This is a genomic window from Flagellimonas cixiensis, from assembly GCF_042134615.1.
Lineage (GTDB): Bacteria > Bacteroidota > Bacteroidia > Flavobacteriales > Flavobacteriaceae > Flagellimonas > Flagellimonas cixiensis.
The window spans coordinates 2,104,287-2,129,545 of sequence record NZ_CP169639.1; the positions used below are offsets into that span (position 1 = coordinate 2,104,287).

General features: G+C 41.3%; 18 protein-coding genes and 1 riboswitch. Of the genes, 15 read left to right on the top strand and 3 right to left on the bottom strand.

What is annotated here, in order from left to right; genetic code table 11:
* The first annotated feature begins 59 nt into the window (after window positions 1-59).
* The 3 genes from ABT310_RS09325 to ABT310_RS09335 all read left to right on the top strand — a co-directional run bounded on the left by ABT310_RS09325 (window position 60) and on the right by ABT310_RS09335 (window position 5,679).
* On the top strand, window positions 60-2,555 hold the full coding sequence (locus tag ABT310_RS09325; protein WP_375323634.1) for a DUF5686 family protein: 2,496 nt from the start codon (window positions 60-62) through the stop codon (window positions 2,553-2,555).
* 77 nt (window positions 2,556-2,632) lie between these two features.
* Entirely contained in the window at window positions 2,633-3,160 is a 528-nt protein-coding gene (locus ABT310_RS09330) for an inorganic diphosphatase (RefSeq protein ID WP_375323635.1), read from the top strand.
* Window positions 3,161-3,276: 116 nt separating this feature from the next.
* The gene (locus tag ABT310_RS09335) at window positions 3,277-5,679 is read left to right on the top strand and encodes a sodium-translocating pyrophosphatase (protein WP_375323636.1); all 2,403 of its coding nucleotides are present in this window, start codon (window positions 3,277-3,279) and stop codon (window positions 5,677-5,679) included.
* A gap of 222 nt (window positions 5,680-5,901) precedes the next feature.
* On the opposite strand, the gene ABT310_RS09340 is transcribed toward ABT310_RS09335, so the two are convergent.
* From ABT310_RS09340 to ABT310_RS09350, 3 genes are all read right to left on the bottom strand, one after another.
* On the bottom strand, window positions 5,902-6,618 hold the full coding sequence (locus tag ABT310_RS09340; protein WP_375323637.1) for an energy transducer TonB: 717 nt from the start codon (window positions 6,616-6,618) through the stop codon (window positions 5,902-5,904).
* A 140-nt stretch (window positions 6,619-6,758) separates the two neighbouring features.
* A complete protein-coding gene (locus ABT310_RS09345) occupies window positions 6,759-8,036 on the bottom strand; it encodes a serine hydrolase domain-containing protein (protein WP_375323638.1) in 1,278 nt (425 codons plus the stop codon).
* A gap of 110 nt (window positions 8,037-8,146) precedes the next feature.
* Window positions 8,147-8,764, bottom strand: coding sequence for a deoxynucleoside kinase (locus ABT310_RS09350; RefSeq protein ID WP_375323639.1), 618 nt, complete (start codon window positions 8,762-8,764; stop codon window positions 8,147-8,149).
* Between the two features lie 328 nt (window positions 8,765-9,092).
* On the opposite strand from ABT310_RS09350, the gene metK reads away from it, so the two are divergent.
* The 12 genes from metK to ABT310_RS09410 all read left to right on the top strand — a co-directional run bounded on the left by metK (window position 9,093) and on the right by ABT310_RS09410 (window position 25,209).
* The gene (gene metK, locus ABT310_RS09355; RefSeq protein ID WP_375323640.1) at window positions 9,093-10,346 is read left to right on the top strand and encodes a methionine adenosyltransferase; all 1,254 of its coding nucleotides are present in this window, start codon (window positions 9,093-9,095) and stop codon (window positions 10,344-10,346) included.
* A gap of 105 nt (window positions 10,347-10,451) precedes the next feature.
* Window positions 10,452-12,386: a CocE/NonD family hydrolase gene (locus ABT310_RS09360; RefSeq protein ID WP_375323641.1), complete on the top strand. Its 1,935-nt coding sequence runs from the start codon at window positions 10,452-10,454 to the stop codon at window positions 12,384-12,386.
* Window positions 12,387-12,503: 117 nt separating this feature from the next.
* Window positions 12,504-12,625, top strand: a riboswitch (SAM riboswitch).
* 111 nt (window positions 12,626-12,736) lie between these two features.
* On the top strand, window positions 12,737-16,123 hold the full coding sequence (gene thrA / locus ABT310_RS09365) for a bifunctional aspartate kinase/homoserine dehydrogenase I (RefSeq protein ID WP_375323642.1): 3,387 nt from the start codon (window positions 12,737-12,739) through the stop codon (window positions 16,121-16,123).
* A 78-nt stretch (window positions 16,124-16,201) separates the two neighbouring features.
* Window positions 16,202-17,362, top strand: coding sequence for a trans-sulfuration enzyme family protein (locus ABT310_RS09370; protein WP_375323643.1), 1,161 nt, complete (start codon window positions 16,202-16,204; stop codon window positions 17,360-17,362).
* A 54-nt stretch (window positions 17,363-17,416) separates the two neighbouring features.
* Window positions 17,417-17,824 (top strand): RrF2 family transcriptional regulator, encoded by a 408-nt coding sequence (locus ABT310_RS09375; protein WP_375323644.1) that lies wholly within the window; start codon window positions 17,417-17,419, stop codon window positions 17,822-17,824.
* A 179-nt stretch (window positions 17,825-18,003) separates the two neighbouring features.
* The gene (locus tag ABT310_RS09380; protein WP_375323645.1) at window positions 18,004-18,267 is read left to right on the top strand and encodes a DUF2061 domain-containing protein; all 264 of its coding nucleotides are present in this window, start codon (window positions 18,004-18,006) and stop codon (window positions 18,265-18,267) included.
* Between the two features lie 11 nt (window positions 18,268-18,278).
* Window positions 18,279-18,902, top strand: a complete 624-nt coding sequence (locus ABT310_RS09385; RefSeq protein WP_375323646.1) for a phosphoadenosine phosphosulfate reductase family protein — start codon at window positions 18,279-18,281, stop codon at window positions 18,900-18,902.
* A gap of 70 nt (window positions 18,903-18,972) precedes the next feature.
* Entirely contained in the window at window positions 18,973-19,881 is a 909-nt protein-coding gene (gene cysD / locus ABT310_RS09390; protein WP_375326168.1) for a sulfate adenylyltransferase subunit CysD, read from the top strand.
* A 13-nt stretch (window positions 19,882-19,894) separates the two neighbouring features.
* Window positions 19,895-21,142, top strand: coding sequence for a sulfate adenylyltransferase subunit 1 (locus ABT310_RS09395; RefSeq protein WP_375323647.1), 1,248 nt, complete (start codon window positions 19,895-19,897; stop codon window positions 21,140-21,142).
* A 75-nt stretch (window positions 21,143-21,217) separates the two neighbouring features.
* Window positions 21,218-23,308, top strand: a complete 2,091-nt coding sequence (locus ABT310_RS09400) for a HEPN domain-containing protein (RefSeq protein WP_375323648.1) — start codon at window positions 21,218-21,220, stop codon at window positions 23,306-23,308.
* Entirely contained in the window at window positions 23,301-24,077 is a 777-nt protein-coding gene (gene cobA, locus ABT310_RS09405; protein WP_375323649.1) for a uroporphyrinogen-III C-methyltransferase, read from the top strand. Before ABT310_RS09400 ends, cobA begins: the two co-directional genes overlap by 8 nt.
* Window positions 24,078-24,147: 70 nt before the next feature.
* Window positions 24,148-25,209, top strand: a complete 1,062-nt coding sequence (locus tag ABT310_RS09410; protein ID WP_375323650.1) for an NAD(P)/FAD-dependent oxidoreductase — start codon at window positions 24,148-24,150, stop codon at window positions 25,207-25,209.
* The last annotated feature ends 50 nt before the right edge of the window (window positions 25,210-25,259 follow it).

The following is a 25,259-nucleotide window of genomic DNA, read 5'->3' on the forward strand; positions in this document are numbered from 1 at the left end:
TTGAACAAAAGTTAGGATGCAAAACCTTTTGGTTTTCTTTTTGTCCCTAATACCTGCTCATGAAAAAATTCCTACTTCCCTTATTTTTTCTTATTTGTTATACTGCATTTGGTCAAACCAAGGTGGAAGGTATGGTTACCGATGATTCTGGCATGCCAGTGGCTTTTGCCAATATCATCTTTGTCAACTCTTCTGAAGGAACCATCACTAACGATAACGGTCATTTTTATTTGGAATCCGAAGAAACTTATGATGCGATTAAGATTTCTTTTATCGGGTATGAGACCAAGGAGATTCAACTGACCCAAAAAGTGAACTATGGGTTGGAAATTGTGCTCAATGAATCTGCCGAAGCGCTTCAGGAAGTAATTGTTTACACGGGAAAACAATCCAAAAAAAACAATCCAGCGATTGAAATCCTCAAAAAAATATGGGCCAAAAAAAGACAGAACGGGGTTAGGATGTTTGACCAGTATCAATACGATAAATACGAAAAAATAGAATTCGACCTCAATACCATCGACAGCGCCATGATCAAGAGTAAGCTCTTCAAGGGAATGGAGTTTATGTTTGAGGACCTGGATACTTCAAGAATTACAGGAAAGACCTATTTGCCCATATTCTTAAATGAAACCTTTTCAAAAGTCTATGGGGACAACAATCTAAATCGTGAAAAAGAGGACGTTTTAGGGAACAAGAATTCAGGATTTAGCGGAAACCAAGCCATTACAGCCTTTGTGGAAGACTTGTATTCTGATTATAATATCTATAACAATTACCTGAAGTTTTTCGATAAGAGTTTTACCAGTCCGCTCTCTAAAACTGGCGTAGATGTCTACAATTACGTTTTGTCCGATAGTACCTTTATTGATAATAAATGGTGCTACAATATCATTTACTATCCCAGACGAAAGAACGAACTCACTTTTAAGGGAGACTTTTGGGTGAACGACACCACTTTTGCCATCAAGAAGATCAACATGCAGGTCACCAAGAGTGCCAACATCAACTGGGTGAAGGAAATCTATATTGAACAGGATTTTGATGTAGTGAACGATTCTGTGTTTTTGCTGAAACGGGATTATATGTTGAGTGATTTCAGTTTTACCAAAAAAGAGAAGTCCAAAGGGGTTTATGGGAAGCGAACCACTGTTTTTGATAATTACAAATTCAATATTCCCAGAACTGAGGATTTTTATAAAGCAGTCTCCGACCCCTACGATCCTAGAGTTTTCTCACAGGATAGTGCCTTTTGGAAAAATGCGCGTTTGGAACAGCTCAATGATGATGAAGCGGGAATTTTTAAACTGCTCGATACCTTAAAAACAGTTCCCAAGTTTAGAACCTACTACGATTTGGTAAGTATTTTGGGTTCGGGCTATATTGAAATTGATAAGTGGAACATTGACCTCGGGGACATTTATAGTTCTGTCGGTTTTAACGACGCTGAAGGTATTCGTTTACGTGGCGGGGCACGTACCTATTTTGGTCAGAATGACCTATGGCGTTTGGAAGGATACATGGCCTACGGTTTCGGTGATAAAAAGTTCAAACATGGATTTCAGGGCAAGTTCTTGTTAGATCGAAAAAACCGATTGATCATTTCAGGAGGTAACCGGCGCGATATTGAGCAATTAGGATTGAGTCTGACCAGTACCAACGATGTGATGGGCAGGAGTATTGCATCTTCATCTTTGGTCACGGTAGGATCCAATGATAGGTTAACGAATATCAATCTTTCCACCTTTACGGTAGGTATTGAACCCTTTACCAATGTGCGCTTAAATATAGGTAGCTCGTATCGCGAATTAAGTTCAGCATTACCCGAAGCCTTTAGTTTGGATTATGTGGATCCATCTTCGCCAACGGGTATTTCTTCCGAAGTAAAACAGTTCGATATCAGCACCACTTTAATCTATACCCCAGGTAAAAGAACCATTGGTTATGGGGTGGAACGTTCGGATATCAATGACGATTACAGTACCATATTTATAAAATATACCCATGGAATAGATGGTTTCCTCGAAAGTGATTTCGAGTTTAAAAAATTGCAATTTTCGTACACCCAACCTTGGCAAGTTGGTGGTTTTGGGCGATTGACCACAAGTATAGAGGCGGGTAAGACTTTTGGAGCAGTTCCATTGAGCTTACTGAGTGTTATCCCAGGGAACCAAACCCTGTTTACTATTTATAATGTGTTTCCCAATTTGGATTTCTACGAATTTGTGACCGATACCTATGCAACCGTACATTTGGAACATAACTTTAATGGAAGGCTATTTTCTAGGATACCCTTTTTGAGAAAACTTAATTTACGGGAAATTGTTGGTGTTCGGGGTGCATGGGGAGAATTGTCGGAAGAAAATATTGCTTTGAGTGCCCCTACCAATATTCCACTTCAGGCACCCACCGATAAATTGTATTGGGAGTATTCCTTTGGGGTTGGAAACATCTTCAAAATATTCAGGGTAGACTTCAATTTTAGGGGGAATTACCTAGAGAATCCCGATGCAAGAAGGTTTGGAATCACCGGAAGTTTCGGATTTAGCTTTTAATTCCAATGAAATGAGCAATTTATTCGGATTTTTCCAGTTGTACTAGTTATTTTTGCAACAAAATTTAAATCTCTATAATGTCTAAAAAACCAAGTATTACCTTCGATGTACTGGTAGAAATTCCAAAAGGTAGCCGAAATAAGTACGAATACGACTTTACCCTAAACAAGATTAGATTTGACAGAACGCTTTTTTCATCCATGATGTATCCTGGAGATTATGGTTTTATTCCAGAGACATTAGCGTTGGATGGAGACCCGTTGGATGTTCTGGTATTAAGTACCGAACCCACCTACCCGATGGTGGTTATTGAAGTAAAGCCGGTAGGGGTGTTTCATATGACCGATGAGAAAGGACCCGATGAAAAATTGATATGTGTGCCCGTTTCTGACCCGATTTGGAGCAAAAGGGATGATATCAGCGAATTGAACCCGCACCGTTTAAAAGAGATAGAACACTTCTTTCAAGTGTATAAAGATTTGGAAGAGAAGAAAGTAGATACCGGTGGTTGGGGAGATGTTCAGGAAGCCATTAAAATCTACGAAGAGTGCCTTAAGCGTTACGATGAAAGTGACCACAAAAAGAAACGCACCTTTACCATATAGATTACACAATAATAACATTAAAAAAATGCGCTTTTATTAATTAAAGGCGCATTTTTTTTATTACTTCGTATTTTACTACATTAGCTGCCATTGTAAAATACTAAACAACTCAATCTATGGAATTAATCGTGAAATTTTTGCCCATTTTCGGCGTCTTGGCCCTACTCTATGTATTCATTAAAAATATATGGATCTCCAAACAAGAGGTCGGAGACGAAAAAATGGCGAGAATAGCCAAGAACATTGCCGATGGCGCAATGTCATTCTTAAAGGCAGAATATAAAATACTGAGCATTTTTGTGGTGGCCGTAGCCGTATTACTATACTTTAAAGGAAGCAATGAAACAGGTTCGAATGGTATGGTGGCCGTATCCTTTATCGTTGGCGCCATTTGTTCGGCCCTAGCAGGTTTTATTGGAATGAAAGTCGCCACCAAAGCCAATGTAAGGACTACCAACGCAGCTAGAACCTCTTTGGGAAAAGCCTTGGAAGTGGCCTTCGCCGGTGGAGCGGTGATGGGGCTTGGTGTGGTAGGTCTTGGTGTTTTAGGATTGAGTGGGCTTTTTATGATCTATAGTGGTCAAGGATGGGAACTTGCCGAAGTATTGAACGTACTTTCCGGATTTTCATTAGGAGCCTCGTCCATAGCACTTTTCGCCCGTGTTGGTGGTGGAATTTACACCAAAGCAGCGGACGTAGGTGCCGACCTTGTGGGAAAAGTGGAGGCAGGGATTCCAGAAGATCACCCCTTAAACCCAGCAACCATAGCAGATAATGTTGGAGATAATGTTGGGGATGTTGCCGGAATGGGAGCTGACCTTTTTGAATCTTATGTAGGTTCCATTATCGGTACTATGGTATTAGGAGCTGTTTTTGCCTCATTGCCAGAATTTCAATCGGCTTACGATGGGTTGGGAGCAGTATACTTGCCTTTGGCTTTGGCCGCAGTAGGAATTATTATGTCCATTATTGGCACCTTTTTTGTTAAGGTAAAAGATGGCGGAAACCCACAAACCGCATTGAATATAGGAGAGTTTGGATCAGCGGCTTTAATGTTGGTCGCTTCCTATTTTATAATTGACGCCATGTTGCCTGAATCGTGGATGGAAGGTGGAAAAGAATTCACTTCCATGGGTGTATTTTGGGCAACCATTGCAGGTCTGGTTGCAGGACTATTGGTAGGTAAGGTTACCGAATATTATACAGGAACTGGAACAAAACCGGTAAATTCTATTGTTCGACAGTCCGATACCGGAGCCGCCACCAATATTATTGCAGGATTGGGTGTTGGAATGATGTCTACGGCTATTCCGATCATTTTGATTGCTGCCGCCATATTGGTATCGCACTATTTTGCCGGATTATATGGTATTGCAATCGCAGCTGTAGGAATGTTGGCCAATACAGGTATCCAATTGGCAGTTGATGCTTACGGACCCATATCCGATAATGCAGGAGGTATCGCTGAAATGGCCGAGTTGCCAAGCGAAGTTCGTGAAAGAACCGATAAATTGGATGCTGTGGGGAACACAACCGCAGCCATTGGAAAAGGATTCGCCATTGCCTCTGCTGCTTTGACCGCTTTGGCTTTGTTCGCAGCTTTTATGAAAACAGCAGGAGTAAAATCCATCGATGTATCTCAGCCTGATATTATGGCGGGATTATTGGTAGGAGGGATGCTGCCTTTTGTATTTTCAGCGCTTTCCATGAATGCCGTAGGTAGGGCTGCCATGTCCATGATTGAGGAAGTACGGCGCCAGTTCAAAGATATTCCACAGTTAAAAGCCGCTTTGGAAGTGATGAGAAAATACGATTCAGACCTTTCAAAAGCTTCTAAAGAAGATATGGAAATATTTGAGGCAGCCGATGGCTTGGCCGAATATGACAAATGTGTGGAAATATCCACTCAAGCTTCCATCAAAGAAATGGTTTTACCAGGATTGTTGGCCATCGCAGTTCCCGTAGCAGTTGGTTTTATTGGAGGTGCAGAAATGTTGGGAGGTCTTTTGGCAGGAGTAACAACCGCTGGTGTACTTATGGCAATTTTCCAATCCAACGCCGGTGGAGCATGGGACAATGCCAAGAAAACCATCGAAAGTGAGGGAAGAAAAGGTAGTGATGCACACAAAGCTGCCGTAGTTGGTGATACCGTTGGTGATCCTTTTAAGGATACTTCGGGTCCTTCTTTAAATATTTTGCTTAAATTGATGTCTGTTGTGGCGTTGGTCATTGCACCAAGTTTAGTGAGTTTGGCCCCTGCGGATGAAGTTTCCATCACCAAAGAAGATGGCACCGTGATAACAGTCACAGATCATGGAATGATGGAAACCAAAGCGGTTGAAAAGTTAATCCATGTAGAGGTGAGCAATACCGAAGACGGGGCATTTAAAGCCATTGTGACCACCAGTATAGAGAATAATGGTGAGTTGGTGGAAGAAACGGAAGAGTTTACCGCTGCAACCAAAGAAGAATTGGAAAAAAAGATTCAAGAATATAAGAGTGCCGAGGCAAAGGATTAGCTCGCGCTTTAATAAAGCTGGAAAAACCACGCCGAATGGCGTGGTTTTTTTATTTTGGACATTTTGAGAAAAGAGATTTCTCAATCGTCCTTACAGTCCTCATACCGAAATGACAAAGGGTGGATATTGTCATTTTGAACCGACCTTGGGAGTGTGAGAAATCTATCCTTTCCTTACATATTGATGATGATTTGTCATATCGAGCGTAGTTGAGATATCTATTTAATTCAATTTAAAAGTAATAGGAAGGGTATAAGTAACCTTTACTTTTTTCCCACCTTGTTTACCTGGGGTCATCGAAGGTAATTTGGAAATTATTCGAGTTGCTTCATTTTCTAAAGTTTCATGTGGCCCTCGAAACTTAATATTTCCAATTTCGCCGTTTTTCTCAATTGTGAATCTTATGTCAACCCTGCCTTGTAATCCCATTTCTTGAGCCATTTCAGGGTATCTAAAGTTTTTACGGATATGTTTTTTCATCATCTCTTGAAAACATTGCCGTTTTCCTTCTTCTGTGGTTTCTCCTTCGCAACCCGGAAAAATAGGGGCGTTTTCCACTAAAATTATGGGTATTTCTTCATCGATTTCTTCTTCTACAACTTTAATGTCGTCAACTTCAGCCACTGGGGTATCTTGGTCAATGTCGTTGGATTCAATAAAAGTTTCTTCTACTTTTTCATCATCTTCCGCAATTTCAATTTTTGGAGGGGTTTGAATTTTAGGTTTGGGTGGTTCAGGAAGTTTTTGAAAGGTCATCGGCACCTCTTCATCGGGCAATAGGTTTGGGTCCAATACACCAACATCCCAATCCGATTTTGGGTCGAAAGTTTTCCATTCAAGTGCCAAAAAGGTCAGCAATAAAATAACGGTCATTCCAACCATAAAATACAGCAAGCTGTTTTTTCTCAAGTCCAACTGTGGGTTCTTTTTCGGTCTCATAATATCAAAGTTTTTGAGCCTATAAAAGGCATAGTTAATAGTGATGGGCGAATCCCAATCCTAAACTAGTTTCAAAAACAACCGAAATAAAGCGCCAATGAGGGAACGAACCTCTTGAATGAGTGAACGGGAATTATTTTTTAATCCACAATGGCTTGATAGATCAAAGCGCGCAATTTTCCGTGGTCATCAATAGCTCCAGAGGGAATCAATTGCGTAAAATAGACCACAATCATTTGTTCTTTGGGGTCTACCCAATACGAGGAATGATAAGCGCCACCCCAGCCATACTCACCAACGGAACCCAAGGAGCCTCTATCCCCTAAATCCTCTACGACGGAAAAGCCCAAACCAAAACCAGTGCCACCGGCCCATGGAAATTGTGCCTTGCCCAAATGGCTTACGGTCATCAATTCCACGGATTTTCGGGAAAGGATACGATTTCCGTTAAAAACTCCCTTGTTCAACATCATTTGAAGGAATTTGGCATAATCCATCGATGTGCTCAAAAGTCCGGCACCACCCGAAAAACTTGTTCTTGGACCATCCACATAGGCGCCTTGTCCTACCATACCTCCTGGAGTTGGCGCTGGCTCCAAACCGTTTTCAGTGGGAGAATATACCACCGCCAATCGCTCTCTTTTTACTTTTGGAAGATAAAAATGGGTGTCGTTCATGCCCAGTGGGTCTAGAATATTTTTCTTTAGAAAAACATCCAAAGTTTCTCCAGAGACCACTTCAATTAGGGCTCCAAGAATATCGGTATTGTAGCCGTATTCAAATTTTTCACCAGGCTGCGCTTCAAAAGGGAGGTCACCCATTCGATTGATGGTCGCTTGGATGGGTTCTTCGCGATCCGCAAAATACCATCCTTGAATCCCTGCTTTTTTCCATAAATCTGCCGAAATACCACTGCCATAGGAAACCCCCGAAGTGTGGGTGAGCAAATCACGAACGGTAATAGGTCTCTCTGCATCAACAATGTCGTAACCGCCATCATCTTTGCGAACAGCTACTTTGGTTTTTTGAAATGCGGGCATAAATTTTCCTACGGGGTCACTAATCAATAATTGACCTCGTTCTTGAAGTATCATTATCCCAACACTCACAATGGCTTTGGTCTGGGATGCAATCCGAAACATAGAACCCTCGGACATAGGAATATTATTTTCAATGTCGTTATTCCCAAAAGTTTCGAAATAAGCAATCTTGCCTTTTCGGGCTACCAAAATGGATGCACCAGGCAATCTGTTCTGGTCAACATACTCTTGAAAAGTTTTGGTCAAATACTCAAGGCGTTCTGATGACATGCCCACTTGTTCGGCGGGTACTTTGGCAAGCTCCTGCGCATAGGTAAAAACTTGCAGGAACAAGGCAATGAAAAATATTTTAAATGAGATTGGATGTTTAGTGGTCATGGTTGTGCTTTTTGGTTATTTGAAAATGCAAATACCATTAAATATACCCAATATTTTTTCACCCAAAAGGGGAATGAAAAAAAAGAAAATGGAAAATTTAGGTGTGGAAACTATTCAAACAATCCGTGAATCTCACCATCGATTCGGTTGATCACCTCACCCAAATCTTCAGGATTGTCCACAAAATCTAAATTGTCCACATCAAAAATAATAAGCTTTCCTTTTGAGTAGGTGTTCACCCAGGCTTCGTAGCGTTCGTTCAAACGGCTGAGGTAATCAATGGATATTGAATTTTCATATTCCCGACCACGCTTGTGAATCTGACTCACCAAATTGGGAATAGTGCTTCTTAAATAGATCAATAAATCGGGTGGTTGCACCAAACTTTCCATCAACTCAAAAAGACTTTTATAGTTTTCAAAATCGCGGTTGGTCATCAAACCCATCGCATGTAAGTTGGGTGCAAAAATGTGTGCATCCTCGTAAATGGTACGATCTTGAATCACACTTTTTCCACTTTCCCTAATTTTTAGGATTTGGCGGTACCTACTGTTCAAAAAATAAATCTGAAGGTTAAAACTCCAACGTTCCATTTGGGTATAAAAATCATCCAAATAAGGATTGTCTACCACATCCTCAAAATGGGCATCCCACTTGTAATGTTTGGCCAAAAGGTTGGTGAGGGTGGTTTTGCCAGCGCCAATGTTTCCTGCTACAGCAATATGCATAGGGTGTGAGTGTTTAAAAGTTGGTGTTTATGATCAGGGAAATTCTAATCGCCGCAATATACAAAGTATATCCAGTAGACGAAAAAAAACTGGTTAAATAGCCTTTATTAAAAAGCATCCCAGACAAAGTTTTAAAATATGTGGCAAATACGTACTTTTGCCCTTCAAAACGAGGAAAGATTTGACTGATTGCAACCTCAGATGCCAGAAAGAGGGCACAAGAAAAATGCTAAAGCAGTTCAAACCCATGGTGGTTTGACTCCTCTTCATCAATGATTGAGAGCTTCGGTTGCATTTCTAAGTCAAGATTTCCCATTAATTAAACGTAATGTCATATTTATTTACATCAGAATCCGTTAGCGAAGGACATCCAGATAAGATTGCGGATCAGATAAGTGATGCATTGTTGGATAATTTTTTGGCCTTTGACCCTGAAAGTAAGGTGGCCTGTGAAACGTTGGTGACTACAGGACAGGTTGTGCTTGCAGGGGAGGTAAAAAGCCACACCTATGTGGATTTGCAAAGCATTGCCCGTGAGGTGATCAATAAAATTGGCTATACCAAAGGGGAATATCAATTTAGTGGCGATTCTTGTGGTGTGATCTCTCTGATTCACGAACAATCCCAAGATATTAACCAAGGGGTGGACCGAGGCAGCAAAGAGGAGCAGGGCGCAGGGGACCAAGGAATGATGTTCGGTTACGCCACGAAGGAAACTGATAACTACATGCCTTTGGCATTGGATATTTCCCATAAGATTCTTCAGGTGTTGGCGGAATTGAGAAGGGAAGGAACCAGAATTCCATATTTGAGACCTGATGCAAAAGCGCAGGTAACCATTGAATATTCGGATGATAATGTGCCACAGCGTATTGATACTATTGTGGTTTCGACTCAGCACGATGAGTTTGATGCGGATGAGGTGATGTTGGCCAAGATCAAAGAGGATATCATTACTATTTTGATTCCTGAAGTGCAAAAGTTGTTGCCTGAGAGTATTCAAAAATTGTTCACTGACCATATTAAATATCACATTAACCCAACAGGGAAGTTTGTAATTGGTGGTCCGCACGGTGATGCTGGTCTTACCGGCAGAAAAATTATTGTGGACACTTATGGGGGCAAAGGGGCCCACGGTGGTGGTGCCTTCAGTGGGAAAGACCCGAGTAAGGTGGATAGAAGTGCCGCTTATGCTGCGCGTCATGCTGCTAAAAACTTGGTGGCAGCAGGAGTTGCCGATGAAATTTTGGTGCAAGTAAGTTATGCCATTGGAGTGGTGGAACCAACCTCTATTTTTGTGGAAACCTATGGAACTTCCAAGCTTGGATTAAGTGATGGTGAAATCGCTAAAAAGACATCGGAATTGTTCGATATGAGACCTTTTGCCATAGAGGAACGCCTAAAATTGCGCAACCCCATTTATTTGGAAACAGCTGCTTATGGACACATGGGCAAGCAACCAGAAATATTGACCAAAGTTTTTGAATCACCTTATAACGGGAGAATTGAAAAAGAAGTGGAACTCTTTACATGGGAGAAACTGGACATGGTGGACAAGGTGAAAGAGGCTTTTGGCTTGTAATCCATAAACAATATAGAATGAAAAGGGAGTCCAAAACGGGCTCCTTTTTTTATTGCCTCCCTTTACATTCTTTAGTAGCTTTAGAAGCTCAAAAACTAACTCAACATGAAACTCAATTTCAAAATTCTATTCTTAAGTATTGGTTTATTCATTGCAGTGGTGAGCTGCAAGAAAAAAGGAACCGTAGAAATTGGCCAAACAGAAAACTATGTGGCCGAAAACTACACTAAAAAAGAAGTGGATATTGAAATGCGGGATGGAATTACCTTGCATACCACCATTTATTCCCCAAAAGATACCTCAAAGGAGTATCCCATTATTATGCAGCGTACCCCTTACAGTTCCCAACCCTATGGCGAGGGAAATTTTAGACCTAAAATTGGTCCCAATGAGCATTTGATGAAGGAAGGAAATATTTTTGTGTATCAAGATGTACGGGGAAGATGGCTGAGTGAAGGGCATTACGTAAACATGCGAGCCTATATTCCCAATAAAACTTCCAATGATCAAGTAGATGAAAGTTCCGACACCTACGACACCATAGAGTGGTTGGTGAACAATGTTGAAAATAATAACGGCAATGTGGGAATTTGGGGGATTTCCTACCCGGGGCATTATGCCACATATGCTACGGTGGATGCGCACCCTGCTTTAAAAGCAGCTTCACCACAGGCCTGTATCGGAGATTTCTTTTTTGATGATTTCCACCACAACGGAGCCTATTTGTTAAGTTATTTTAGGGCAACTTCACTTTTTGGAACTCCGAGGCCCAATGGTGATCAACCAGTGGACACCGCTTGGTACACCTTGCCAAGTCTGCCCACCGAAGACCAGTACCAATACTTCTTGGATGCTGGCCCATTGAAAAATCTAGATCACTTTTTTGAATACGAAACTGCCGATACGCCTAAAATGCGTCCAGAAGGCGTGACCGATGATTATTTCTGGAATGAGCTGAAAGAACACCCAAATTATGACGAAATGTGGCAGAGTCGCGGACTGATTCAGCATTTGAAAAATGTAAAGAGCAGCGTGGCAACCATGATCGTTGGCGGTTGGTTTGATGCCGAAGACCTATACGGCCCATTGGAAACCTATAAAAACATTGAAAAATACAACGAAGGCAATTATAATACCATGGTGTTTGGACCTTGGGACCACGGAGGTTGGGCTAGAGACCGCGAGAGAAATGTAGTGGGCAACTACTATTTCGGCGATTCCATTTCGTTGTTTTTCCAGAAAGATATCGAGACCAAATTCTTCAATCACTTTTTAAAAGGAGATGGAAGTCCAAATTCTGGTTTGCCAGAAGCCTATGTGTTTGATACCGGTAAAAAGGAATGGAAAACCTACGATACCTGGCCTCCTGCAAATGCCGCAAAGCAGACCATGTACCTTTCCGAAGATCAAGAACTCACCACTGACCCAAAGGGAGTGAGCGGAATTCAATTTATAAGTGATATAAAGAAGCCAGTGCCTTATTCCGAGGATGTAAAAACGGTTTTCACCCCAAGAAAATACATGACGGATGATCAGCGTTTTGCCGCCCGTCGTTCCGATGTTTTGGTTTTTGAAACTGAGGTGATGGATGAGGATTTTACCTTGGCGGGAGATATTATGGCGCATTTAAAAGTAGCCACTACGGGTACTGCAGCCGATTGGATTGTTAAGGTGATTGATGTGCACCCAGCCGATGCGGAAACCAATGAAGAAATGCAAGATCACCTCAAAATGAGCAACTACCATTTAATGGTACGAAGTGAAGTGCTTCGTGGTCGTTTCAGAAATAGTTTTTCCGACCCTGAACCGTTCACACCCAATGAAAAAACAGATGTAAACATCAAGCTTCAAGATGTGTTCCATACCATTAAAAAAGGACACAAATTGCAGATTCAGGTGCAAAGTACTTGGTTCCCACTTATTGACTTAAACCCACAAACCTATGTGGACAACATCTTTAAGGCGGATGAATCAGACTTTAAAACCCAGACCCATACCGTTTTCACCGATTCCAATATTGAGTTTACGGTGTTGAAATAGAATTTTGTTGTTGAACCTTGGGGCAAAGGTTGCCTTTCGTGAAAAAATCCGAAAAGATTAGGAAAATCCATCTTTCCATCAGTATCTTTGTCCCAACGAAGTTCAAACACGTATTGTAAGTTATCAAGAAAGGTGGAGGGAATAGACCCGTTGAAGCCTTAGCAACCCTTGGTGTCCATAGACCAAGAAGGTGCTACATTCTATCCCTGTCCTGAACTGGTTTCAGGACCTCATAACGGCCAAAACCGAACATGAGGGGAATAGATAACGAAAACAGGTAGTCTCTGCCCCACTTTCTTATAACCATACTATTTATTACTAATTGACCCTTTTGGGTTTATATTGCTATTATGGAATTAAGGCATTTGGCCATAGAACAATTTGAAACAATAAACGGGTCCGTTCAAGACCTGAAACTTTCCTATGAAATTTTTGGACAACCCTTGCATTCGGCTCCCATTGTGTTGGTGAACCATGCACTAACGGGAAACTCCAATGTGGCAGGCGAAGGCGGTTGGTGGACCGATTTGATTGGTGAGGGGAAATGTATTGACACCGATACATACACCGTACTTTCCTTTAATATCCCAGGGAATGGGTATGATGGTTTTGTAATAGAAAATTACAAGGATTTTGTGGCTGGTGATATCGCCAAAATCTTTTTATTGGGATTAAAGCAACTTCAAATAGATAAGTTGTTTGCCATTATCGGTGGCTCTCTCGGAGGCGGAATAGCTTGGGAAATGACCGCTTTCAACCCAAATATAACCGAACATTTGATTCCTGTGGCATCCGATTGGAAGTCTACAGATTGGTTGATTGCCAACTGTCAGATACAAGAGCAGTTTTTGGTGAATTCAAAACAACCTGTTCACGATGCCCGAATGCATGCCATGTTGTGTTATCGTACGCCTGAGTCTTTCAAAGAGCGTTTCAAACGTAGCACCAACGAGGAATTGAAAGTGTTCAATGTGGAAAGTTGGTTGATGCACCATGGTAAAAAATTACAAGAGCGTTTCCAGTTGTCGGCCTATAAGTTGATGAACCAATTATTAAAGTCCATCGATATTACCCGAAATGGGGATGCAGCATTCAAAGCACTTCAAGAAAGTGAGATGAAAATCCATATCATTGGGGTAAACTCCGATTTGTTCTTTACAGCGGAAGAAAACAAGGAAACCTTTAAGCGATTGGCTCAAGCCAATGCCAATGTAACTTACGGAGAAGTTCAGTCATTACATGGTCACGATGCCTTTTTGATGGAATTTGAGCAGTTGGAAAAATTGTTGCAGCCCGTATTTCAGCCTGAAGGGAAAAAGGAACGCATTAAAATATTGAAGTTTGGAGGTAAATCTTTGGCCAATGGTGTGGGTATTGAAAGAGTACTCAACATCATTTCAAAAAGAGCTGAGGCCAACGAACATTTTGCCGTTGTGGTTTCGGCTAGGGGCAAGGCGACCGATCAGTTGGAAAATTTGTTGGACAAAGCTGCTGACGGCAAGGATTTTCAAGAAGACTTAAAGAAGTTCGCTGCCTATCAAAAAAATAATTTTGACGTTGACATTTCCGAGGAGCTCAATGCCATCGAAAAAATATTGAACGGGGTTTCCTTAACAGGGGATTACAGTTTAAAAACCAAGGATGAAATGTTGTCTTTTGGGGAGTTGTTGTCTGCCAAATATGTAACGGCCTCACTCAAAGCCTCTGGTTTAAAAGCAAAGCTTTTTGATTCCAGAAAATTGATCACCACAGACGATAATTATAGCAATGCCGAAGTGGACCAAGGCGCATCCAAAGAAAACGTTTTGCGCTATTTCCATGAATTGGAAGCGGATACCATTCCCGTAGTTACTGGTTTTATCGGTTCAAACCGTGATGGTTCCACCACCACTTTGGGAAGGAACGGAAGTAACTATTCTGCTGCTTTGTTGGCCAACTATTTGGATGCATCAGAATTGATCAATTACACTCACGTAGATGGAATTTTCACCGCCAATCCTGATTTGGTGAGTGATGCCAAGCTGATTGATGTGATTTCATACAGCGAAGCCAATGAGTTGGCCAATTTCGGCGCCAACATTTTGCACGCGAAGACCATTATTCCTCTAATCGAGAAAAATATTCCCTTGCGCATTTGCAATACGTTCAACGACGATAATGAGGGAACTTTAATTGGGCCTAAAACAGATAATGGGGGTATCAAATCCCTTTCGGTGCTGGATAACATGGCCCTAATTAACCTTGAAGGTAGAGGATTACTCGGTAAAGTTGGGGTCGACATGCGCATTTTCCGTGCATTGGGTCAGAATGGCATCAGTGTTGGGATTATTTCGCAGGGTTCATCCGAGCGAGGAATTGGTTTGGTGGTGGATGAGTCCAAAGCCGAAAAGGCCAAAAAAGTGCTCGATCAAGAATTTGAAACGGATTATTCTAGCCAAGATATCAACCAGATAACCGTGGTAAAAGATGTTTCGGTGATTTCCATTGTTGGGATGGACTTGAGCAGCTTCCACAAACCATTCAACGCTTTGGTGAAAAACCAGGTGATTCCGTTGTTGTTCAATAACACGGTAACGGGAAAGAATGTGAGTATGGTGGTGAAGAAATCCGATCTTCATAAATCCATCAATGTGATTCATGGACAAATTTTCGGTATCGCCAAGAAAATCAATTTAGCCCTATTCGGTCACGGAACGGTGGGAGGTACTTTGATTGATCAAATCTTGAATTCAGAAAAAAGCATTGAAGAACGTAAAAGTCTAGACTTGCGTATTTTTTCAGTTTCCAATTCTAGAAAGGTTTTGTTGGATGCCAAAGGAATAGGTTCGGACTGGAAATCCAGATTGGAAAAGGAGGGAGTGCCTTATGAGGTGTCAGATATTATTTCCTTTGCCAAAAGGAATCATTTGGAAAACTTGATTGCGGTGGATAACACGGCAAGCAATACGTTTGTGGAGAACTATGAACCTTTGGTGAAACATGGTTTTGACTTGGTTTCTTCCAACAAAATTGCCAATACGTTGAGTTTTGATACCTATAAAAGCCTGCGTAAATGTTTGGATGCGAATCAAAAACAATACTTGTACGAAACCAATGTTGGGGCAGGGCTTCCATTGATTGATACCATCAAATTATTGCACCTGTCTGGAGAGAATATCACTCGAATCAAAGGAGTATTTTCAGGTTCGTTGAGCTATATTTTCAATACGTTTTCGGAAAAGGAAACCGCTTTTTCCACCATTGTAAAAGAGGCTATGGATAGCGGTTATACCGAACCAGACCCAAGAGAAGATCTATCTGGAAATGATGTAGGAAGAAAATTGTTGATTTTGGCCCGCGAGCTCGACCTTCAAAATGAATTTTCGGATATTAATGTGCAGAATTTGATTCCTGAGCAGCTTCAACCTTTACAATTCGATGATTTTATGAATCGAATTGATGAAATGGATGAGCAATATTCCGAAATCAAGAATAAGCAAGAAGCAGGTCATGTGCTACGCTATGTGGGTGATTTGCATGGGGATCTTCAACAAGATAAAGGGATTTTAGATGTGAAATTGATTTCGGCTCCGAAGGAAAGTGCTTTGGGACAAATAAAAGGCTCGGATTCCATTATCGAAATTTATACGGAATCCTATGGAGAAAATCCATTGGTGATTCAAGGTGCAGGGGCTGGTGCCGCAGTGACTGCAAGAGGAGTATTTGGTGATATTTTAAGAATAGCAGAAAAGATATAGCTTCGACTTCGCTCAGCTACAGATTCTAGATTAGTTTGGTGGCTGAGCGGAGTCGAAGCCACATAAAAGGTTATAAAGATGAAAAAATTTGAAACAGAAGCGATACGCACGCAAATGGAGCGAAGTCAGAATTTGGAGCATTCCAGCCCCATTTATATGACTTCGAGCTTTGTTTTTGAAGATGCGGAGGATATGCGTGCTTCGTTTGCCGAGGAAAAGGAGCGCAATATTTATTCAAGATACTCCAACCCCAACAACAACGAACTGATTGATAAGGTTTGCAAAATGGAGGGAGCGGAAAATGGATTTGCCTACGCTTCGGGAATGGCAGCTGTTTTTTCAACTTTAGCGGCTTTATTGGATGCTGGTGACCACGTGATTTCTTCCAAAAGTATTTTTGGTTCAACACACACATTGTTCACCAACTTCTTTCCAAAGTGGAACATCAGTACCAGTTATTTTGATGTGGATGACCTAGATTCCATTGAAAGCATGATCCAACCCAACACCAAGATTATTTATGCTGAATCCCCAACCAATCCAGGGGTAGATGTGTTGGATTTGGAGGCTTTGGGGAAAATCGCCAAAAAACACGGACTAATTTTTATCATTGACAACTGCTTTGCAACACCTTATCTGCAGCAACCCATAAAGTTTGGGGCTGATTTGGTGATTCATTCCGGAACCAAGTTGATGGATGGTCAAGGTAGGGTTTTAGCCGGAATTACTGTGGGTAGTGGTGAGTTGATGGATAAAGTGTACCGATTCTCAAGAATTACAGGGCCGGCCTTATCACCTTTCAATGCATGGGTGTTATCTAGAAGTTTGGAAACTTTGGCCATTCGTGTAGACCGACATTGTGAAAATGCTTTGAAATTGGCCACCTTTTTGGAGGGTCATGATAAAATTGAATGGGTAAAATATCCGTTCCTTACATCACACCCTATGCACGAGATTGCCAAGAAACAAATGAAAGCAGGAGGTTGTGTCGTAGCTTTTGAAGTAAAAGGAGGATTGGATGCAGGTAGAAAATTTTTCGACAGTATCGAATTGCTATCGCTTTCGGCCAACTTAGGTGATGCTAGAAGTATTGTGACCCACCCTGCATCAACAACGCATAGCAAATTAACCACTGAGGAACGTCTAGCTGTTGGTATTTCTGATGGTATGGTAAGGGTTTCCGTTGGACTGGAACACATTGATGACATTATTGCGGATATTCAGCAAGCTTTAGGGTAAACTGAAAGGTTTCGTTTAAGGAGGTAGATTACTAAATTTGCCTATATTCGTGTAATGCTCTCCAAAAAGACAAAATACGGACTTAAGGCGCTTACCTTTCTCGCAAAAGTGGAAGGTAAGGAGCCTGTTCAAATTGCCGAAATCGCGAAACAAGAGAACATATCCCAAAAGTTTTTGGAAAGCATATTGCTCACTCTTAGACGCAATGGTTTTCTAGGCTCCAAAAAAGGAAAAGGAGGAGGGTATTACCTTATCAAAGAACCCAAAGATATTCCGATGACCACGGTAATGCGTGTTTTGGAAGGTCCCATCGCCATGGTGCCATGTGTAAGTCTGAATTTCTACGAAAAATGCGATGATTGTCCCGATGAGGTAGAGTGCTCCGTACATAAATTAATGCTGCAAGTTCGGGACAGCGCTCTTGATGTTTACCGAAACAATACTTTGGCAGATTTACTCTAGCTAACCGCTTCATTTTCAGTTTTACCGTTGAGAATATGGTAAAAAACACTTCGAAATTTAGAAAATCTACTAAAACTATAGGGTAAAAGAAAATTTAGTATAGATTTTGTATTTGGTTTTGGAAATAGTTTATATGTTTGTAAACCCTACTAAATCGATAGGGTAATAAAAAGATTAAAATGATTACCGATCAATTGATTTTAAAAAGCGAAAAGGAACAAAGTACTTATACTAAAGATAGTGCTTCCGAAAGCCCTAAAAGAAGTATAGTTAAGTCGATCAGTTGGAGAATTGTCGGAACCATTGATACCATTTTGATCTCTTGGATAGTGACGGGAACCTTATCCTTGGCTTTTTCAATTGGTTTGGTAGAACTGGTTACCAAAATGGTCCTTTATTTTTTTCACGAAAGAATCTGGAACTCCATAAAATGGGGTAAATAATAGTTGAAGCGATGGCATTGACACAAGAGGAAATACAAAATTTAAACAAGCAGTTCAAGGGCATTCCGCCTGAGGAAATTATTTCATGGGCCATTTCACATGGGAACAAATCCGTGGTGACCACCAATTTTCGTCCGTATGAAGTAGCTATTCTTCATGCTGTGACCGAAGTGGATAAAACTATTCCAGTGATTTGGTGCGATACAGGTTATAACACCCCTCAAACGTACAAGCATGCTGAAGAATTGATTTCAAGATTGGCATTGAACATTAAATTATATGTTCCAAAACAGACATCATCCCATAGAGATGCTGTAATGGGGATTCCGCAAATTGATGACCCAAAGCATGCCATATTTACAGAGCAGGTAAAGTTGGAGCCATTCAGAAGAGCTATGGAAGAGCATAAGCCCGATGTGTGGTTTACTAATCTTCGTAAAGGTCAAACTGCACTCAGGGATTCTCTAGATGTGTTGAGTTTGAGTAAAGATGGAGTTTTAAAGGTGAGTCCATTTTATCACTGGAGTGATACCCAATTGGACGCGTATTTGCAAGAACATGGACTGCCTAATGAGCATAAATATTTCGACCCGACAAAAGTATTGGCAAACCGTGAATGTGGTTTGCATACCTAAATAATCCAATTCATAAAAAGAAAGCATTTTGAGCACACTTACAGAAGAGGTACAAATTTCAGAATCAAAAATAAACAGTGCAGATAGGCCCAATGCCAACGCGTTGGAGCACGAAGCCATATATATATTTAGAGAAGTGGCCGCGCAGTTCGAAAGACCTGTGTTGTTGTTCTCTGGAGGCAAGGACTCCATCACCTTGGTGCGATTGGCGCAAAAAGCATTTTGGCCATCCAAAATTCCGTTTCCATTAATGCATATCGACACAGGTCACAACTTTCCAGAAACCATAAAGTTTAGGGATAAATTAGTGGAAGAACTTGGGGTTGAATTGATTGTGAGAAATGTTCAGGATTCTATCGATCAAGGTAAAGTAGTGGAGGAGACTGGAAAATACGCCAGTAGAAATATGTTGCAGACCACAACCTTGTTGGATGCCATTGAAGAATTTAAGTTTGATGCTTGTATCGGGGGCGCCAGAAGAGATGAGGAAAAAGCAAGAGCCAAGGAGCGAATTTTTTCTGTTCGTGACGATTTTGGCCAGTGGGATGAAAAAAATCAACGTCCTGAATTGTTCGATATGTTGAACGGTCAAATTGAGTTGGGACAGAACGTTCGCGTTTTTCCAATTAGTAACTGGACCGAGTTGGACGTTTGGAGCTATATCCAAAAGGAAAATATTGAAATTCCATCCATTTATTTTGCCCATAGAAGAAACATCTTTTTGCGTGATGGACTGATTTGGTCTGCAGAGGATGATGTGGTTTTTAGAGCAGATGATGAAAAAGTGGAAGAGCGAATGGTTCGTTTTAGAACTGTGGGCGATATGAGCTGTACGGCTGCTGTGGAATCCCATGCAGATACTATTGATAAGGTGGTTGCTGAAATCAGAGATTCAAAAATTTCGGAAAGAGGGGCTAGGATAGATGATAAGCGTTCCGAGGCAGCAATGGAAAAACGTAAACAACAAGGTTACTTTTAATAGGAAGAAGAAAATGGAAGTTTTAAAAATAGCAACAGCAGGAAGTGTAGATGACGGTAAAAGTACCTTGATTGGAAGATTGTTGTACGACACCAAATCATTGACCGACGATAAATTGGAGGCCATTGAACGGACCAGTAAGCAAAAAGGGTACGATTACCTTGATTTTTCGCTGGCAACCGATGGACTTGTAGCTGAAAGAGAACAGGGTATCACTATTGATGTGGCCCATATCTACTTTTCCACTGCCACCAAAAGTTATATTATAGCCGATACTCCCGGGCACGTGGAATATACAAGAAACATGGTTACGGGTGCTTCAACATCTCAGGCCGCTATTATTTTGATAGATGCCAGAAAAGGAGTGATCGAGCAAACCAACAGACACTTTTTTATCAATAATTTATTGCGAATTAAAGATGTGATTGTGGCCATCAACAAAATGGATTTGGTTGATTTTTCAGAAGAAGTCTACAATAAGATTAAGGCCGATTTTTCCGAATTAATGGGGAAAAGGGATTATCAAGATCAGAATATCACTTTTATTCCAGTAAGTGCATTGAAAGGGGATAATGTGGTTAACCAATCCGAGAATACACCTTGGTACCACGGTCAAACCTTATTGGAACACTTGGAGAAATTAGACCAAAAGGATATTTATAACATTGGGACCCCAAGGTTTCCGGTACAATATGTAATCCGACCAAAAACGGAGGAATTCCATGATTTTCGTGGCTTTGCGGGTAAAGTTTATGGAGGAGAACTTAGCGTTGGCGATGAAGTGGTGGTATTGCCATCAATGACACGTTCAAAAATAAAGGCCATTTATTTTTACGACCAAGAATACAAAACGGCACCAAGACGTTCCTCGGTAACCATTACTTTGGAAGATGAGGTGAATGTAAGCAGGGGAGATATGTTGGTCAAAGCTGATGATCTGCCAACAGTAGACAAACAATTGACCGCAACGGTTTCATGGATGGATGCAGATAATTTAATCCCTGGCGGAAAATATGTCGTGCAACATGGGGTCAATAAAGTGTTGGCAAAAGTAGATGCCATCGAACATAAAATTCATCCAGATTACTCTGGAATTGAAGAAAATGTGACCGCATTGCAAATGAACGATATTGCCAAAGTACGTTTAAAACTGAACAAGCCAATTTTTTATGATAGCTTCAAAGAACATCGTACCAATGGCTCATTCATCATTATAGACAGTCGCACCAACACAACAGCAGGCGTAGGATTTATAGAATAATTTTTCTTCTACCCAAGTGGAAGAAAGGGGGGTTATATTGATTTAACTCTATAAAAGAGATAGGAAAAATAGGATATGCAAAGCTTTAGAACTGAGATAGAAAACCCAATAGTGGAGAAGGATATCATCGAATTGGAGAAAAAAATTCGCCAATTCAAGGATGGTAATATCGATGAGGAAAAATTCCGCAGCCTACGTTTGGCACGTGGAGTTTATGGACAGCGACAGCCTGGGGTTCAAATGATTCGTATCAAATTGCCTTATGGTAAGGTGAGCAGCAAACAATTGCTTCGAATTGCCGATGTTTCCGATGAATATTCTCGTGGTAGATTGCATATCACAACCCGTCAAGATATTCAGATTCATTATGTGGACTTGGAGCGTACCCCTGAACTTTGGGCCGAATTGGAAAAGGATGATGTAACGCTTCGTGAAGCCTGTGGAAATACAGTCCGTAATGTAACCGCAAGTGAAACCGCTGGTATTGACGTGGATGAACCTTTCGATGTTTCGCCTTATGCGCATGCCGTGTTTCAATATTTCTTGAGAAATCCTATCGGTCAGGAAATGGGAAGAAAATTCAAGGTTTCTTTCTCGGCCAGTGACACCGATACAGGTCTTTCCTATATGCACGACCTTGGTTTTATCGCCAAAGAAAAAGATGGTGAAAGAGGTTTTAAAGTGATGTTGGCCGGTGGATTGGGTTCACAGCCACGCCACGCCGATGAACTGTACAGCTTTTTGCCCACTGATAAAATCATCCCATTAATGGAGGGAGTTATCCGTGTGTTTGATAGATATGGAGAGCGAAAAAGTAGGGCAAAAGCCCGTATGAAATTCTTGTTGAAGGATATCGGCCTTGATGGTTTCAAACAATTGTTGGAAGACGAACAAACCGCAATTCCACACCAAACCTATCCTATTAATTATGCTGATTACCCAAAGGTGAATGTCGCTGAGGTTAAAGTACCAGAAATTACCATCGAGGACCAAAAAGCTTTTGAGGAATGGAAATCCACCAACTTGGTGCCTCAGAAGCAAGAAGGATTTGTGGCCATCGGAATCAAAGTGTTATTGGGTGATTTTTACACCGACAAAGCACGCGAATTGGCCAAATTGGTTCAAGATTATGCAGCAGGTGAGATTCGTTTATCCCTCAGACAGAATATATTGATTCCCTATGTGAAAGAGGAATTGGTTCCATTCTTTTACCAAGAATTGAATAAACTCGGTTTTGGCGAAGCTGGTTACAATAAGGCATTGGACATCACTGCATGTCCAGGAACCGACACCTGTAATTTGGGTATTGCCAGTAGTACGGGAATTGCTGATGAGTTGGAAAAAGTAATCAAGGCGGAATATCCACAATACATCAAAAATCCAGATGTGGTCATTAAGATTAGTGGATGTATGAATGCTTGCGGACAGCATAATATGGCCCATATCGGGTTCCAAGGAATGTCCGTAAGAACTAAGGATAAATTGGTGGCTCCCGCACTGCAAGTCTTATTAGGCGGCGGAAACTATGGTGATGGAAAAGCAAGATTCGCTGATAAAGTGGCCAAGATTCCGAGTAAACGGGGCCCTCAAGCCTTACGCCTTATTTTGGATGACTTTGAAGCCAACGGAAATGGTGCATCATTCACCGATTATTACGAGGAAAAAGGACAGTTGTATTTCTACGACTTTCTAAAGCCATTAACAGATGTGGACAACTTGACCCAAGAAGATTTTATAGACTGGGGCAACGAGGAAAAATATGTAAAGGAAATTGGTGTCGGGGAATGTGCAGGAGTAATTGTGGACCTTGTGGCCACCTTGTTCTTTGAAAGTCAAGAGAAGATTGAAAATGCCGAAGAAGCCATCAAAGAGGGAAAATGGGCGGCAAGTATTTATTACTCCTATCAATCCATAGTAAATTCTGCCAAAGCATTGTTGACCGCAGAAAAAGTAAAAGTTAATACCCATGCGAGCATTATCAAGGATTTTGATAAGCTTTATGTGGAAACAGATAAAATAGGCTTTGAGGGCGGGTTTGAACAAGTTGCCCTTCAGTTGAACAAGAATGAACCATCAGAAGCTTTTGCGAAAAGCTATTTGGAAGATGCCAAAAGGGTGTTGGACAAATTGGAAGCATTCAGAAAATTGGAGTTGGAACATGCGTAGAGGAAAGCTGACGGTAGTGGGTGCAGGACCAGGGGATGTAGATTTGATTACGCTAAAAGGAATCAAAGCATTGCAAACTGCAGATGTTGTATTGTATGATGCATTGGTATCCACCGAGCTATTGGAATATGCATCACAAGCGGAACAAATATTTGTGGGGAAGCGAAAAGGATGCTATGCCTATCAACAAGAGCAAATCAACGATTTGATTGTGCAACGCGCCCATCAAGGATTGCATATTGTGCGCTTAAAAGGGGGAGACCCATTTGTTTTTGGTCGGGGCGCTGAAGAAATGGAACATGCTGCCCAATTCGGGATTGAAGTGGCCGTGGTACCAGGAATTTCATCTTCGGTTTCCGTACCGGCATCCCAAAACATTCCTGTGACCAAAAGAGGTGCTGCTGAAAGCTTTTGGGTGATCACAGGAACCACCAAAGAGCATAAATTATCCAATGATGTGGCCTTGGCCGCTAAGTCCAATGCAACCGTCATCATCCTAATGGGCATGTCCAAATTGGGAGAGATCATGGAGTTATTCAAGAAAGAAGAAAAAGAAAACACACCAGTGGCCATTATTCAAAATGGCACCACGGAACAGGAAAAGATTGGAATCGGCACTGTTGCTTCCATTGAGAACAAGGCAAGGGAGCAGCAGTTATCCAATCCAGCGATCATTGTGATCGGAGAAGTGGTAAAACACCGTCAAAACATATTGGATATTCAAAAAGAATATCAAGTTAAGGGAGAAAAATTGCAAGAAAAAGTGTAGTACAAATGTCAGCTCTAAGGACCCTGAGCGAAGTCGAAGGGACCTTCAAGACAAATTAAAAAGTAGTAGTATGATCAAAACAGATATCGTTATAATCGGAGCAGGACCTACAGGTCTGTTTACTGTGTTTGAAGCAGGATTGTTGAAGCTAAAATGTCATTTAATTGATGCTTTGGCACAACCTGGAGGCCAATGTTCCGAAATCTATCCTAAAAAACCAATCTATGATATTCCGGCCTACCCAGAGATTTTGGCCGGAACTTTAGTGGACAACCTTATGGAACAAATCAAGCCGTTTGAACCCGGATTTACCTTGGGTGAACGTGCTGAAACTTTGGAGAAACAAGATGATGGTTCATTTATAGTCACCACTAGTAAAGGAACAAAACACCATGCCCCCGTTGTGGTAATTGCAGGTGGATTGGGCTCTTTTGAACCTAGAAAGCCTTTGATTGCCAATATTGGCCTGTTTGAAAGCAAAGGGGTGGAGTATATGGTGAAAGACCCAGAACAATTCCGTGATAAGAAAGTGGTGATTTCTGGTGGAGGTGATTCCGCATTGGATTGGGCCATTTTCTTGGCCGATGTGGCTTCCGAAGTAGCTTTGGTGCACCGTAGAAATGAATTCCGAGGCGCTTTGGATTCTGTGGAAAAAGCAAGGGAATTGGCCAAATTGGGCAAGATTCAATTATATACCGAAGCCGAGGTAAAGGAAATTCACGGTAAGGACGAACTACAGGCCGTTGTTATTAAGTATAACGATGAAGCAAGAGAAGATGCCTATGTGGAAACCGATTTCTTCATTCCATTGTTCGGATTGTCACCAAAATTGGGACCTATCGGGGATTGGGGCTTGGAAATAGAAAAAAATGCCATCAAAGTGAACAACGCAAAAGATTATCAGACCAATATTCCAGGGGTGTTTGCCATTGGTGATGTAAATACCTATCCTGGAAAACTCAAATTGATTTTGTCTGGTTTTCACGAGGCTGCTGTAATGTGTCAGTTTGCCTATCAAATTATCAATCCAGATAAGCGATTTGTAATGAAATATACCACGGTTGGTGGTGTGCAAGGATTTGATGGTTCCAAAAAAGAAGCAAAAAAAGAAGTGGTGCAGAGCATCAATTGATTATTAGAGTTTTAGCAAGTGAAAACACCTTTCAAAAGCAATTTTGGAGG